The organism is Flavobacterium luminosum, from assembly GCF_023635005.1.
Lineage (GTDB): Bacteria > Bacteroidota > Bacteroidia > Flavobacteriales > Flavobacteriaceae > Flavobacterium > Flavobacterium luminosum.
Map to the genome: position 1 here is coordinate 224,557 of NZ_JAMLJM010000001.1, position 15,441 is coordinate 239,997.

General features: G+C 34.5%; 15 protein-coding genes and 2 tRNA genes. 8 read left to right on the forward strand and 9 right to left on the reverse strand.

What is annotated here, in order from left to right:
* Positions 1-63: 63 nt before the first annotated feature.
* Positions 64-1,374: a ribosome biogenesis GTPase Der gene (der, locus tag NAT50_RS01020; protein WP_250590602.1), complete on the reverse strand. Its 1,311-nt coding sequence runs from the start codon at positions 1,372-1,374 to the stop codon at positions 64-66.
* A 181-nt stretch (positions 1,375-1,555) separates the two neighbouring features.
* On the opposite strand from der, the gene NAT50_RS01025 reads away from it, so the two are divergent.
* The gene (locus NAT50_RS01025; RefSeq protein WP_250590604.1) at positions 1,556-2,050 is read left to right on the forward strand and encodes a hypothetical protein; all 495 of its coding nucleotides are present in this window, start codon (positions 1,556-1,558) and stop codon (positions 2,048-2,050) included.
* Here NAT50_RS01025 and era read toward each other — a convergent pair whose 3' ends face one another.
* Positions 2,051-2,935, reverse strand: coding sequence for a GTPase Era (era, locus tag NAT50_RS01030; RefSeq protein ID WP_250590605.1), 885 nt, complete (start codon positions 2,933-2,935; stop codon positions 2,051-2,053).
* Positions 2,936-3,053: 118 nt separating this feature from the next.
* Here era and NAT50_RS01035 point away from each other — a divergent pair.
* The 6 genes from NAT50_RS01035 (at position 3,054) to NAT50_RS01060 (ending at position 5,853) form a co-directional block, all read left to right on the forward strand.
* Positions 3,054-3,126: transfer RNA gene (locus tag NAT50_RS01035), tRNA-Met, on the forward strand.
* 33 nt (positions 3,127-3,159) lie between these two features.
* A tRNA-Met gene (locus tag NAT50_RS01040) sits at positions 3,160-3,232 on the forward strand.
* 44 nt (positions 3,233-3,276) lie between these two features.
* Entirely contained in the window at positions 3,277-3,531 is a 255-nt protein-coding gene (locus NAT50_RS01045; protein ID WP_250590608.1) for a GIY-YIG nuclease family protein, read from the forward strand.
* 105 nt (positions 3,532-3,636) lie between these two features.
* A complete protein-coding gene (locus tag NAT50_RS01050) occupies positions 3,637-4,083 on the forward strand; it encodes a KTSC domain-containing protein (protein WP_250590610.1) in 447 nt (148 codons plus the stop codon).
* Between the two features lie 88 nt (positions 4,084-4,171).
* Positions 4,172-4,648, forward strand: a complete 477-nt coding sequence (locus NAT50_RS01055; protein ID WP_250590612.1) for a DUF1761 domain-containing protein — start codon at positions 4,172-4,174, stop codon at positions 4,646-4,648.
* Positions 4,649-4,701: 53 nt separating this feature from the next.
* Positions 4,702-5,853 (forward strand): 8-amino-7-oxononanoate synthase, encoded by a 1,152-nt coding sequence (locus NAT50_RS01060; RefSeq protein WP_317236666.1) that lies wholly within the window; start codon positions 4,702-4,704, stop codon positions 5,851-5,853.
* 15 nt (positions 5,854-5,868) lie between these two features.
* Here NAT50_RS01060 and NAT50_RS01065 read toward each other — a convergent pair whose 3' ends face one another.
* Entirely contained in the window at positions 5,869-7,785 is a 1,917-nt protein-coding gene (locus NAT50_RS01065; protein WP_250590614.1) for an ABC-F family ATP-binding cassette domain-containing protein, read from the reverse strand.
* Positions 7,786-7,851: 66 nt separating this feature from the next.
* Here NAT50_RS01065 and NAT50_RS01070 point away from each other — a divergent pair, with 66 nt between their 5' ends.
* The gene (locus NAT50_RS01070; RefSeq protein WP_250590617.1) at positions 7,852-8,241 is read left to right on the forward strand and encodes a DUF983 domain-containing protein; all 390 of its coding nucleotides are present in this window, start codon (positions 7,852-7,854) and stop codon (positions 8,239-8,241) included.
* A 56-nt stretch (positions 8,242-8,297) separates the two neighbouring features.
* Here the strand turns inward: NAT50_RS01070 and NAT50_RS01075 are convergent, their stop codons facing one another.
* The 6 genes from NAT50_RS01075 to NAT50_RS01100 all read right to left on the reverse strand — a co-directional run bounded on the left by NAT50_RS01075 (position 8,298) and on the right by NAT50_RS01100 (position 15,438).
* A complete protein-coding gene (locus NAT50_RS01075) occupies positions 8,298-9,362 on the reverse strand; it encodes an NAD(P)/FAD-dependent oxidoreductase (protein WP_250590619.1) in 1,065 nt (354 codons plus the stop codon).
* A gap of 64 nt (positions 9,363-9,426) precedes the next feature.
* A complete protein-coding gene (gene porN, locus NAT50_RS01080) occupies positions 9,427-10,422 on the reverse strand; it encodes a type IX secretion system ring subunit PorN/GldN (RefSeq protein ID WP_250590622.1) in 996 nt (331 codons plus the stop codon).
* Positions 10,423-10,474: 52 nt separating this feature from the next.
* Positions 10,475-12,010 (reverse strand): type IX secretion system motor protein PorM/GldM, encoded by a 1,536-nt coding sequence (gene porM / locus NAT50_RS01085; RefSeq protein ID WP_250590624.1) that lies wholly within the window; start codon positions 12,008-12,010, stop codon positions 10,475-10,477.
* A 53-nt stretch (positions 12,011-12,063) separates the two neighbouring features.
* Positions 12,064-12,708 carry a type IX secretion system motor protein PorL/GldL gene (gene porL, locus NAT50_RS01090; protein WP_250590626.1) on the reverse strand — a complete coding sequence of 215 codons (645 nt, stop codon included), beginning with the start codon at positions 12,706-12,708 and terminating at the stop codon, positions 12,064-12,066.
* Positions 12,709-12,776: 68 nt separating this feature from the next.
* Entirely contained in the window at positions 12,777-14,171 is a 1,395-nt protein-coding gene (gene porK / locus NAT50_RS01095; protein ID WP_250591398.1) for a T9SS ring complex lipoprotein PorK/GldK, read from the reverse strand.
* A 124-nt stretch (positions 14,172-14,295) separates the two neighbouring features.
* Positions 14,296-15,438, reverse strand: coding sequence for a formimidoylglutamase (locus tag NAT50_RS01100; RefSeq protein WP_250590628.1), 1,143 nt, complete (start codon positions 15,436-15,438; stop codon positions 14,296-14,298).
* Between the last annotated feature and the right edge of the window lie 3 nt (positions 15,439-15,441).

Sequence of the window (15,441 nt, forward strand, 5' to 3'; positions counted from 1 at the left end):
AAACGACAAGATACAAAATATAAGACATAAAAAAACGGAAGTAAAAACTTCCGTCTCTTGGTTTTATTTTTGTCTAAAATAAACATCGATTGGCACTCCTTCAAAATCAAAATTCTCACGCAACTTGTTTTCTACGAAACGTCTGTAAGGATCTTTAATGTACTGAGGTAAGTTCGCGAAAAACACAAATTGTGGCGCAGGTGTAGGTAATTGCATACAAAATTTAATTTTTATATACTTTCCTTTCACTGCTGGAGGTGGCATGTGCTCTATAATAGGCAACATGATTTCATTCAATTTAGAAGTCGCTACGCGTTGTTTACGATTTTCGTATACCTGTACTGCTGTTTCTAAAGCTTTCAGTAAACGTTGTTTGGTTAACGCAGACACAAAAAGAATAGGCACATCGGTAAACGGTTCGATTTCTTTGCGAATAGCATCTTCATAACGCTTTGTCGACATGGTATCTTTTTCCACCAAATCCCATTTATTCACTAAGATTACAATTCCTTTTCTGTTTTTTTCAGCCAACCAAAATATATTCTGATCTTGACCTTCAAAACCACGGGTAGCATCGATCACTAGGATACATACATCACTATGCTCTATGGCACGAACAGAACGCATCACCGAGTAAAATTCTAAATCTTCCTTTACTTTCGCTTTGCGTCGAATACCAGCCGTGTCAACTAGATTAAATTCGAAACCAAAACGGTTGTATTTTGTATCGATAGCATCGCGAGTCGTTCCTGCGATATCAGTCACCACAAATCGATCCTCTCCAATCAACGCATTTATAAAAGATGATTTTCCTGCATTAGGTCTACCCACTACACAAAAACGAGGCAACGGATTTTCTTCCTCTACCGCATCTGGTAATTCTGGTAACACTTCTACTAATTTGTCTAACAATTCTCCGGTTCCACTTCCACTCATCCCGGCAATGGTAAAATATTCACCTAATCCTAGGTTATAAAACTCGATAGCATCTTGCTGACGCATTGCATTGTCAACTTTATTTACGGCTAAAAGGACAGGTTTTGTTACTTTTCTCAACAATTTTGCTACCTCTTCATCCATTGGAGTGATGCCATCTTCAACATCTACCACAAAAATGATTGCATCCGCTTCATCGATAGCCAATTCTACTTGTTTTCGAATTTCTCCTTCAAAAATATCATCTGAACCTTTAATATAACCGCCTGTATCAATCACTGAAAATTCCTTTCCGTTCCATTCGCTTTTCCCATAGTTACGGTCACGGGTCACTCCCGAAACTGAATCTACAATAGCTTCGCGACGCTGAATTAAGCGATTAAAAAAAGTCGATTTTCCTACATTAGGTCTCCCTACTATGGCTACTATATTGTTCATTTTATTTTTTTTGAGTTGGCAAAATTACACTTTTTTAACCAGTTACAATACTTTTAAAGACATCAATTCTGCATTTCATCGTAAAACTTTCGTTTCAAAATATTCATTTTTAATGATTTGCTATTTAAAAAACGTGATTTAATGAAAATATGTATATCTTAGAATAACCAAAATAAGAATTATGGAACCTGACAAAAGTATTGCACTGCGACCTAGATTTTATAAAGAGTTAGTACAACCCATCGAAGAGATTCTATCTCGTTGCGAAAAACTGAAAAAAGAAGTCCAACCTAATTACAGCATCAAAACCTCTGGCAATCATATTTGGTTATATATTGGAGAACAAAACAAAAAATTCTATTCTCCTCATTTACACCTGGAATTAGAACATCGAGAAAACAATCACACCCATGTTAGAGGTTTATTTGGACCCAACCAAACTCTTTGGACATTATTTATGTTTCTACATTTTATTATTGCCGGGATTTTCCTTATTTTCAGCATGATTGCTTACTCCAATTGGTCGTTAAAGCTTCCTTACAAAAACGATTTATTAATCATGTCATTAATGGTTGTGGTTTGGGGTTTACTTTATCTTATTGGTAGAAGCAACCGCCACCATAGCGTTCCACAAATGAAAGAATTAGAAGAATTGATGAATAAAATTCTAACTTGATTATTTCTGATTGTATCCGAATCTTTTTAGTTGGTACGCATTATTTCTCCAATCTTTATTAACCTTAACGTATAATTCGATGTGAATTTGTTTTCCGAAGAATTTTTCTAAATCTTCTCGAGACTGCATACCTACTTTCTTGATCGCAGCCCCTTTATGGCCTATGATGATTCCTTTCTGTGTATCTCTTTCCACCATAATTACGGCACGAATTCGGATAATATCTTCATCTTCTTTAAATTCCTCCGTTTCAATTTCTACCGCATACGGAATTTCTTTGTCATAATTTAAAAGAATTTTTTCACGAATCGTTTCGTTAACAAAAAAGCGTTCAGGCTTATCGGTTAATGCATCTTTAGGATAAAAAGGTGGTGAAACCGGCAACAATTCTAGAATACGATCAAAAACAGCCTGCACATTAAAGTTTTCTAGGGCTGAAATAGGAAAAATTTCTGCATTAGGCACTTTTTCTTTCCATAAGGCTACTTGCTCTTCCAATTGTTCCTGATTGGACTTATCAATTTTATTCAACAACAGCAAAACAGGGATTTTAGAATGAATAATTTTTTTGAAAAACGCTTCATCTTTAAGTTCCTTCTCTCCTATTTCAACCATATAAATCAGAATATCTGCATCTTCAAAGGCGCTTTTGACAAAATCCATCATAGAGGCTTGCAAATCATACGCTGGTTTAATAATTCCAGGAGTATCCGAAAAAAGAATCTGAAAATCCTCTCCATTTACAATTCCTAAGATACGATGACGAGTAGTTTGTGCTTTACTAGTTATAATAGACAATCGCTCGCCAACTAAGGCATTCATTAAAGTTGATTTACCCACATTAGGATTTCCAATGATATTTACGTAGCCTGCTTTGTGTGACATGAAAAAAAAAATTTAGCTTACAAAGGTAGTCATATCAGGCCAATAGACGAAATAAAAGATTATTTTTTAAAATACGCTTGCTTTTTAAATAAATCGTTGTACTTTTGTACTCGAAAATCGCGGGATAGAGCAGTAGGCAGCTCGTCGGGCTCATAACCCGAAGGTCACAGGTTCGAGTCCTGTTCCCGCTACTAAGAAAAAAATATTGAATTACAACCGTACATCGCGGGATAGAGCAGTAGGCAGCTCGTCGGGCTCATAACCCGAAGGTCACAGGTTCGAGTCCTGTTCCCGCTACTAAATTAAAGCCATTCTATTTGAGTGGCTTTTTTTGTATCAACATGGATCAATTTGTAGTTTACATATTATTCTCTGAGGTTCACAGTAAAACTTACGTTGGTTTTACTTCAAATTTGATTGAAAGATTTGCATCTCACAATGCTTTAGGCAAAAAAGGATACACTATCAAATACAGACCTTGGAAAGTAATACATGTTGATTTTTTTTCAGAAAAATCTGAGGCTTTAAAAAGAGAGAAATACTTAAAATCAGGAAAAGGAAGAGAGTTTATAAAAGAGATTATTTCTCAATTATAACGTTTCTAGACTCATATCCGCCGCGGCGGACAAAGATTTGAATCCTATTCCCACTTACAAATTAAAGCCATTCTATTTGAGTGGCTTTTTTATTTATTATAATTTATGAAAAGAGTTGTTGAGGCTAGAAAATTACTTGAAGTAGACAAAAATGTCACTTTGAAAGAATTAAAAACCATTTACAGAAACAGTATGAAAGAGACGCATCCTGACCGCTTTGTAAATGACGAAGAAAACAAAATTGCTGCTGAAGAAAAAAGTAAAGCCATCATTAACGCCTATCATTTTTTAGTAAGTATAGCACCAGAAACGGTTGAAAAAAATCTACCCGAATATCAGGAAACCATTAATAATTCGAGCATTTTAGAATTTTATCTAGAAAAACAAACACTGTTTATCACTTATCTAAATGGAATGTCGTACGAGTATATTGGGGTTCCAAAAAACGTATACATCAAAATGATTAATGCCGAATCTCCAAATCGATTTGCCAAACGTCATATTTACGGGAATTATATTTACAGAAAAACGGGAGAAAACACAGAAGTTTAATCTCTAAGAATACAAAACGCCATAAGACTTTCAATAACTGAAAGTCTTTTTTGTTATATTTGAGTAACTAACAAAAAACAAACAAAGCATGTCAGTAAATTTCCCAGCCTTAGTAGTAGCCAGTTTAGTCACTTTATTTATTGGATTCATCTGGTATCATCCCAAAGTTTTTGGAACCGCTTGGATGAAGGAAACTGGAATGACCGAAGAAAAAGCGAAACAAGGTAATCTGATTAAAATTTTCGGTTTGACTCTACTCTATTCTTTTTTGCTTTCTTTTATGCTTACTCAAATTGTAAATCATGAAATTGGAGCGCTTCAAGCCGCTGGAGGAAATGTTAACGATCCTGCACTGAAAGAATTCTTAAAAGCACATCACGGAAAATTTCTCAGTTTCAAACATGGACTTCTCCACGGCATCATGGCTGGAGTCTTATTCGCATTTCCTGTTATTACCATCAATAGTTTATTCGAACAAAAATCTTGGAAATATATTTTGATTAATGCCGGTTATTGGATTATCGCTCTAGGCATTATGGGAGCTATCATTTGTGGATGGCAATAAATCTTTAACATTTTATTACAACCTCTTTCCCCTACATTTGCAAAACAATTGTTTTGAGTTTGAAGCCAATATCCTATACTATATATACCTCTACCAACGAATTACCTAAAAACTGGAACGAAACTGCTTCCGGGAATATTTTCTTGGAAAAGTCTTATCTTAAAGTTTTAGAAAAATCGGCACCCACAAATATGAAATGCTTATTCATAGGCATTTTTGAACAAGAAACATTACTTGGCATCGTTTTAGCACAATTTCTTGAAGTCAACAAACTGGAATCTTTTGGAGAACGAGACCGATGTATAAAAACCACCATCAGAAACTTTGTTTTTAAAAGGTTTGCCTCTAATGTTTTGATTTTAGGTAATAATATGATTACTGGTCAAAATATGTATGCCTTTAATCGGGTTTTGGATCCAAGAAGCATTAGTGAATTACTTTGGCAGTGTTCCAAGGAGATTGTCGCCTATTTCAAGAAAAAAAACACTCCAATTCACCTTGTTTGTTTTAAAGACTTTCACCAAAATGAAGCAGTCTATTTAAAAAAACATCATTTTAAACCATTATTTCATTTTGATGTACAACCCAATATGGTGTTTGAACTAAATCCTATGTGGAAACAACAATCGGATTATGTCGCTGATTTTTCAAAAAAATACCGCAATCAATACAAGCGAGCCTCTCATAAATTTACTGGAATTACTATTAAAGAATTAGGAATCGATGAGATTCTTCAGCACGAAGAGCGAATATATGAGTTGTATCATCATGTAGCCAAAAACGCACCATTTAATACTTTTTTCCTTGCTAAACATCATTTTTCGACGTTTAAAAAAGAACTTTCCAATCAGTTTTTAATTTACGGGTATTTCTTCAACGAAAAACTCATTGGTTTTCACACGCTTTTACTCAATGGTGAGATTCTAGAAACCTACTTTTTGGGATACGACAAAGATCTTCAGAAAGACAAAATGCTCTATTTGAACATGCTGTATGCGATGACAGAATTCGGTATTAAAAATAATTTTAAGAAAATCATCTTTGGAAGAACCGCTCTAGAGATTAAAAGTTCTATTGGGGCCCAACCCGAAACAATGTCTGGATTCATTTTTCACACCAATACATTCATCAATCGATTTATTGGTAAAATTTTTAACCAATTGGAACCTAAAACCGTTTGGCAACAGCGACATCCTTTTGTTTAGTTGGATTTACGCTATTTACCCTTCCAACTCCATTTGAACCATTTCCCAATCCTCTAACAATTGTTCTAAATCTTTTTTCTTCTTTTCATAAGCCGAAAAGAAAGAAGCATCTTGCATTAGTTTTTCATAATTTTCAGCCAATGCCTTATCATCCTTTTGAATTTCATTTTCTAACTGTTGAATCTGATTTTCAATTTTAGACAATTTGTTTTGCAATGTTTTTTGAGCTTTCTGCTCTTCGTAAGAAAGTGTTTTTTTCTCGACCTTCTTTTCTACTTCCTTTTTAACAGATGGCACGTCCTTTTTTTCCACTTCGCGGAAATTATCCACATTACGCTGTTCCAAAAAGAAGTTAATATCTCCTAGATACTCTTTTATTTTTTGATCTTTGAATTCATAAACGGTATTTGCCATTCCTTGTAAGAAATCACGATCGTGAGAGACCAGGAGCAATGTTCCTTCAAACTTTTGCAACGCTGCTTTTAAGACGTTTTTCGACTTAATGTCTAAGTGGTTGGTAGGCTCATCCATCAACAATACATTAATCGGTTGTAGCAATAGTTTACACAATGCCAAACGATTTCTTTCGCCTCCTGAAAGGACTTTTACTTTTTTCTCGACATCATCCCCTCTGAATAAGAAAGCACCTAACATGTCTCGAACTTTAGAACGATTTGTGTCGGTCGCTGCTTCCAACATAGTATCTAATAAGGTTTTTTCTCCATCTAGGTATTCCGCCTGATTTTGGGCAAAATATCCCAATTGTACGTTATGTCCTAATTTAATGGTTCCATCGTATTCAAACTCGTTGACAATAGCTTTAATAAAGGTTGATTTCCCTTGACCGTTTTGCCCAACAAAAGCTATTTTACTACCTCTTTCTACCAAAAGCGAAATGTCTTTCAGAATAGTTTTATCACCATATGCTTTGGTAACATGCTCCGCTTCCACTACTACTCTACCCGGTGTTACGGAAACCGGAAATGAAATGGACATAACCGAATTATCATCTTCATCGACTTCGATGCGTTCGACTTTATCTAATTTTTTAATTAACGATTGCGCCATGGAAGCCTTAGAAGCTTTCGCACGAAATTTCTCGATTAACTTTTCTGTTTCTTCTATTTTCTTTTGTTGATTTTTCTGAGTCGCCAATTGTTTTTCTCGAATCTCTTCTCGTAACAACAAATATTGAGAATACGGTTTATTGAAATCGTAAGCTTTTCCAAGGGAAATTTCAATAGTTCTGTTGGTCACGTTGTCTAAAAACATTTTGTCGTGAGAAACAATCACTACAACACCGGGAAAAGACTTCAGGAAACTTTCCAACCAAATAATACTTTCTATATCTAAGTGATTCGTAGGCTCGTCAAGAAGTAAAATATCATTTGATTGCAACAATAATTTAGCCAATTCAATTCGCATACGCCATCCTCCCGAAAAAGTATCCGTTTGATTATTGAATTCTTCTCTTTTAAAACCTAAACCTAAAAGAATTTTTTCTGTGTCACCTACATAATTATAACCACCTAATATTTCATAATGGTGTTGCACGTCACTCAATTGCTCAATCAATTCTGAATATTCAGCACTTTCGTAATCTGTTCGGGTAGCCAATTGATGATTAATGTCGTCGATACGCAATTCCGCTTTTTTGATCTCTTCAAAAGCCTGATAAGCTTCTTCAAGCACACTTCTTCCTTTGACGAAATCGATATCCTGACGTAAGAAACCAATTTTCACTTCCTTTTCAGTTGCAATACTTCCTGAGTCTGGTTTGATGTCACCAGCAAGAATTTTAAGCATCGTAGATTTTCCCGCACCATTCTTTCCAACAAGACCAACTCGATCCCCTGCACCCAAACGAAACGTTACTTCCTCAAACAAATAAGTACCACCAAAAGAAACGGACAAATTGTGTATATTAAGCATATTTTTGTGACTAAGATTACCTAGGCAATTAATAAAATTAAGTACCTTTGATTAAAATTTTTGCAAATGTTAAAAAAAGGATCGAAACTAAATAGCATTTTAACAGGAAGTTGTCCAAAATGCCAAGAAGAAAGTATGTATGTTAGCAATAACATGTATAATCCCAACTATACTATTAAAATGAATGAAAGCTGCAGTCATTGCGGAACTCATTATAAAATTGAGCCTTCTTTCTTTTATGGGGCGATGTACGTGAGTTATGCTGTAGGTGTAGCTTTTGGTGTAGCTGCTTTTGTGATTTTTTATTTTTTCTTAAAATCTGACTTAAAAACAGCGTTTATTGGTATCTGTGGTACTTTACTAGGATTTATGCCTATAATCATGCGTTTGTCTAGAAACATCTGGATTAACTTTTTCGTTAGTTATGATAAAGACTGGAAAGAACACAAACATTAAAATCTTTTTAAACACCTTCCATAGTCATAACTAACGGAAGGTGTTTTCGAAAAAGCCTATTCTTTTTTTCTAATTCCTAGTTTTTTATAAAATCGTTCTATATTAATATTAGGATCTAAGTCAATATTAGATTCTATCTTCTCAAACAAGGCCTTAGCCAACCAAGGTCCTAACATTACCCCTCGCGTTCCTAAGCCATTTAGGACATGGAGATGCTCATAAAGATAATGAGTCCCAACCAAAGGTCTTCTGTCTTTTACTGTTGGACGTACTCCTGCAAAATGCTTTATTATTTCAAAATCACAATCAATTAGTTCTTTAAGATTATTAATCAGCTCTTTCTTCCCTTCCTCTGTAGGCAGATCTGTTTTATCCTCCCAATTGTAAGTAGCTCCAACTTTGAATAGTTGATCTCCTATGGGCAAGATAAAAATACTCGATTTTAAGATCACGTCTAGATTAAGTTCAGGCGCCTTAATAATTAGTAATTCACCCTTCGTGCCATCTAGCGGTAAAAAATTGAACCAAGGATTTTTAATCAATCCAAAACCTTCTGCGAAAATAATTTCTTTCGCTTTGTAATTATCATAAGTAACAAAATCTTGATCAATAAGAAGTTTCGTATAATCAAAACTATTAGTATCAAAAGAATTATTGTGAATTAAAAATTCCTTGTAATGATCTAATAACAGAGAAGTATCAACATAGCCCGTATGCAAAACTTCACCAAATCCAAATTCAGAATCAATAGACTGATAATTTCTTTGAATAATCGTAGAGGATAAAAATGGAGCTAAATTAGGTCTATCAGCCGCCTGAAACCAATTGTTCTGTTCTTCGATAGAAGCAAATTTGCGATAAACCGGAATAGGAAAATCAAACTGAATTTTTATTTTGTCTTCTATTGCTTTGTAGAAAGGCAGACCTAATTCAATTTGCTCTTTAGCTTTCCACACCTCACTAAATCGTTTTAAAATTACTGGGTTATACAACCCTCCTGCCACTCTAGAAGACGACGTGGAATTATCGTCTATTACTACAAAACTCTTGTTATTTTGTAAACACAATTCGGCAAAACAAATACCGGCAATACCAGACCCAACTATAATATAATCTAACATGGTACAAAAATAAAAAACTCCAGCTTTAAACTGGAGTTTTTTATGAATTTGGAGAAATTAACTATTAGTAATTCCACATATCTTGTTCGAAATTACGAATTTTATCTTTAACTCTTTCAGATTCTAACAACTGCATTAAAGAGTTATCTGTCATGTATCTTGCAATCTCTCTATCATTGTAGATATTCTCTTCCTTATAAGTTAAGGCGTTGAAACGGCGAGAATTTAACAAATGATCGTAAGAAACCGGCATTGATGAATTTTTATCGTTGAATGCTTTCCACTCGTGTAATAATTCACGTGCATCTGGGTAGAAAACCCAAAATAATTCGATGTAATCTTTTTCTTCTTCCGATTTACCCATAGTATAAACGTCTGGAATAACTGGACAGATTCCTAAGATTCTGTAACGAAGATCTGATTGTCTTTTGTCAAAATACCATACTCCAACAATTTTGTAATCAGAAACATCAATTGAAGCTAAATCAGTTTTGTTGATATATTCAGGAGAGATAAATTTAGTAGCAGGAATTACTTTAGTTTCCACACCAACTTTTTTTCTTTTTTTCCCTTTTCCTTCATAGATAGGAACTTCAACTGTACGAGAGCGGTAAGCATCAATATCAGTATTCATTTCCTCTCTACCGGCATCAGTAGTATCAATTTTAGTTAATGAAGCATTAATATCTTTTAATGTTTTCTTTTCTCTAAAATAACTATCAGAATAAACCTCTGTAATCTTACCAGATTTAATTCCTTTCACTAATACATCGTATAATGAACGACGATCAGCACCAATATTGATAGTATCTATTGGGTAGTATAATGGAAAGTTGATTCTCTCATCAAGATCGATAATTTCCCAAACTTTCTTTGACATTAAGATATCACGATCATCTACATAACCGTACTCTAATGGTTTGTCGTTATCTTTTAATTGTTGAGCTGCAGACTTAAGCCCTATTTCTTTAGGAGTCTTAGCATTCAATAAATTTGATTGTGCGAAAGATACCGCACTACCAGATAAAAAAACAACTAATAATAAATTTCTCCAATTCATAATTTTTATTATTTGAGACGTTTAAAATAATTTAAACGAAATATACATTTTGTTATTGTACTTCGTAAGTACAAGATGAAACTCTCTTAGCTACTTGATCAATTCCAGAGAAACTAGCTTTGATTTCAGAAATCACCACTACGTCACCTCTTTGTGCTTTTTGAATAGCAGCTTTAGCTCTTCCATCCATTTTGTTACCAGAAACTACAATTGTAGGTTGTCCAGGAACTTTAACATTGAATTGTGTTACGTTAACATTTACAGGGAAATCGAAATCTTCCATTACTGCAGAAATTGAACACACTTCTAAGTTAGATTTAGAACCTTTAGCAGCCACCTCACCACGGATTTTTCCAGTTGGAGCAGGTAAACCTTTAATTCTGAATTCTCTCTTATCATTTACTGTTTTACCATCAGGTAAAGTAGCACTAACATTGATCATTACAGTGTTTCCAGGACCTGGTTTCAAAACATATTTTCCAGCGGCACCTGCAGGTGATAAACCTGGAGCAGTAGCTTTTACTTTGTCAGAACCAACACCAGCAAATGAAATAGTCATTGGGTTAGGTACTCCACGATATACTACATTCATTTTATCAGCAGAAATAGTAGCTGAATTTGGACGAGGAACAACAACATATTTACCTTGGAATTTCAAAGGAATATTCTTTCCATCTTCTAAGAATGTAAATTGACCGTTGATAGTTTGCTCTCCAACGCTACCTGCTGTTAATGAAATTACAGCTTGACCGTTTTCTAATTTACCTGGACCTTGGAAAGAAGTTGGTTTAGTGTTTTCGTCATAACGACCTAAAACAACTTTACCTTTTACATTTTCTCCTTGGAAATATGCATTTTTCTCAAGAACTACAATAGCTTGGTAATTGCTGTAAGAAGCTGCTTGAACCGCTGCTTTTCCTAAAGCTGCACTGATTACATCAGACTCCGCTTTTTTAGCATCATTTTGCCAAGCAGATAACTTCGCTAATGAAGCAATTGCAGGGAAACCTTTAAAGTGGTAGCTTAAATATTTGTCTTTTAAACCTTCTTTATTTGGCACATCAGATACATCGAATTTTTTTGTTACCTCGTTTAAGATCGCAGAATATTTTTTCTCAGAACCTAAAGCGGCTTTCATTTCAGCCTTGTAAGCTTCAATAGCAGCAATAACTGCCTCTCCTTCTTTAGTGTAACCTTCTCCACTGAACCATGCATTATCAAGGTTATCCCCTTTATCCATAGCTTCATATGGCAATTTTCCGCTTTCTTCTTTTTCTACTCCTTCTAAAACTTTAACTTTTAAAGTTCCAACAAAATCGTAGAATTTTTTAGTTGCAGCCTCTACTTTGTGAGCCGTAATTGCTGCTGCAGCGAATTCTCCTTTAGCTTCTGCTGCTTTAGTATCAAGAGCAAGTAACATTTGCTCATTTGTAGTCTTAGAAGCTTCATTAGCACCTTCGAATTTTTCATTCATCAAACCGAAAGCAGATAAAACTTCTTTTGACATATTCATTGCCAACATCGCGATGAAAACCAAGTACATTAGGTTAATCATCTTCTGTCTAGGGGTTAATTTTCCTCCTGCCATTTTCTCTTAATTAGTTTTGTTAATAAATACGATTATGATTTAGTTAAAACTAATTAACCTCTATTACTCATTGCAGAAAGCATACCTCCATAAACATTGTTTAATGTAGCAATGTTAGAAGTCATTGATTGCATTTGTTCTTTTAATTTGGCAGCATTTTCAGCTATTTCTTTGTTAGCTTCAGCGTTACGAGCCGCACTGTCTAATTGTAATTTGTATAATCCGTTTAATGATTCCATAGCAGCTGCTGCAGTAGTCATTTCTTCAGCATATTTCTTTTGAGAAGCAATAGCATCAACTGTAGGAGAAATACTTTTTGCAGCTCCTTCGAAGTTTTTAATACTGTTTCCTAAACTAGCCATTAACTCACCGTCAATTTTAGCTTCTTTAAGCATTGCGTCTAATTTTTGAGACAACAATCCTTGAGCATCAGTTGCTTCTTCTTTTTTCGCTTTTGGTTTAGCTTGACCACCTGCTAACTCAGGGTATACTAAAGTCCAGTCTAATTCATGCTCTACCGGTTCGAATGCAGATAATGCGAAAATTGCTGCCTCTACCAATAATCCAATAGATAACATTAAAGTTCCAGTTAAAGGTCCAATTTCAAAGTGAGTAATTTTGAATAATGCTCCAATAATTACTACTGCTGCTCCCATACCGTAAGCGAAGTTCATTGTTTTTTTGCTTAAAATCGCCATAATAATAAATTTAAGTTAAGTTAAGTTAAGTTAATATAAATATTTGTGTTTGGTTTAATATTAAAATTTTATCGAACAGATTTTGAACCTCCTGTTACATCTGTTCCCATATAATCTTGAATAGTACGGAAACCGATATAACTTCTTGCAGAATCAGCATATTCGAAATCACGAGTACTCACTTGTAAGTAATAAGAAACATCTTTCCAAGAACCACCGCGAGTTACTTTACGCATATTTTTTTGATCTGATACGTTTGGATTCATTGTAGAAACGAAATCGTATGCTGTTGGATCATAAGAAGAGTCTGTCCATTCTGCAACGTTACCTGCCATGTTGTACAAACCGTAATCATTAGCTTCGTAAGCATCAACTTCTACAGTATACAAAGCATCATCAGCTGCATAATCTCCACGTACTGGTTTAAAGTTCGCTAAATAACAAGAACGATCATTTTTCGCATAAGGTCCTCCCCAAGGATACGTACCTGATTCAAGACCTCCACGAGCCGCATACTCCCATTCCGCTTCAGTTGGTAATCTATACTGATTCACAAAATCTTGACGACGCTCTTTTCTAGCTATATTATGATATAAAGTTCTCCATGCACAAAATGCTTTTGCTTGTTTCCAGCTCACCCCAACAACTGGATAATCCCCATAAGCTTGATGCCAAAAATAATCATTGTGCATAGGCTCGTTGTAAGAATAAGCAAAATCTTTAATCCAAACAGTAGTATCTGGATAAACCGCTACTTCTTCCTGACGAATAAATTCTTTTCTTTTACCTACTTTAGCTTTAGCTGCAGCTTGAATATCCATCCAAGAATAACGGAATTTCAAGTTCTCTACTCTCAAAGTTCTAAGACCATTGTAAGCTTCCTCAATTGGAGTATACATTGAATCCATTACTTCTGTGTAGTATGCATCAGGATATTCACTTGTTTTCCATTTTAATGGAATTTTGTTGTTCAACTTTCTACCCGCATAAGGATCATCAGCAGTTCCTAAGCTGTAATAGTTATCATACATATACTTATCGTACACACTCATATTAGTAGTATCAGCATCTAAGAAAGCGTAATCTGCAATACTACCACCTTTTTTAGACTTAGATTTCGGATCATTTTTTTGTCCCAACTCATCCGCTGTAATCGCCAATCTCATTCTTACGATTGAATCTCTTACCCAGTGCACAAACTGTCTGTACTCGCTATTACTAATTTCAGTTTCATCCATATAGAACGAACGAACCGTTACTGTTTTTGTTGGCGCATCCTGAACATTTGCCAAATCATCATCAGATTTACCCATGATGAAAGCACCTCCAGGAATCAAAGTCATACCATAAGGCTTTTCTGGATGCCAAGGTTTCCCTTTCACACCTACCAGTTGACCATTGTCTTTTGATCCGCAGCTGTATAAAAATGTGACTAATACTGCTAATAAAATGAACTTCTTCATATAAATTGGGGTTATGTATGTATTCATAAAATTTTAAGGCGTAAACCTATTTATTTATTTTCTAAAAAACAATTTTTTTTCATAAAAAAATCTTAAAACCTCTAACCGCTCTTTTCAGAACTTTCTAGAGAATATTTTTTCGTTGTGCTTTCCACCACCTTTCGGGAAACTCACCGTTACATGCTGACAAATAATCTTCATGTGTACACGGAAATAACGTAGCTTTTTTTAATTTATTGTTTTGTCCTGCTACATAAGGAATTTCTATCCACCATCTTTCTGTTTTATTGCTCTTATAAAAAACTAATTCCTCTTCTAGAGTAACAATGTATTTTATATAATTTTCCTTTGTTCCAAAGGGATATTCGTTAGAACGATAATGATATCCTTCTATAAAATACCAAATTATTTGCGCAATTAGAACCGCTTCATTTTCTGAATTGAAATAATTAAATATCCCAAAAGAAGTAGTTTTATCACTTATTCCTGCATAACGGGACAACACACAAATTTCTTTTCCGTTGAATCCGTTGGGTACAAACTTACTAAAATTACCGGAATCTGAAGACTTTATAGATAATAAATCTACAGAAACTAAATCTGCATCACGAAATATCGGTTCTGCAATTGTGGAATTACTACAAACTTCTCCCAAACGATAGGCCTCGAAGTACAATTTTTCAATCAAATCTATCTCTTCTTGCGAATTAAAATAGGTCTGATAACCTATATTACTATAATTGAATAGATTATTAGGCTCTTCTACTATCATTTTGGTGAGATAAGCATCGGCCTTGGAAGCTTTTTCATTTTCAAAATCGAATTTCGCATCTACCGAAACCACATTGACCATTTGCTCCAATTGGTCGTAAGCACGATACATGGCATAGGTCAAATCTTGAGAACCACCTAGAACAATAGGAATAACATTATTTTTTATTAAATACGCCACTGCATTTTTTAACACATAATACGTATCTTCTGCTTCATTCCCGGGAACAATATCACCTAGATCTACAATCTGAGCTGACCAGTTTCCGGCATATAACGAATAAAATTGTTTTCTGATGAGCGTAATATCGATTTCCTGACCATTGTCTAAACCACGATTTTCCAAAACACCAATAATAGCAATTTTAGCCAATTCAATTTTCGGAAAATCAGTTTGGGTATGAAAAATAGTTTTACGACCCAACGTTTGAGCAGGTAAATCCTGAAAGAAATTTATTAGATCCGAATCTATAGGTCTAAAGAAATCGAAAACCATATT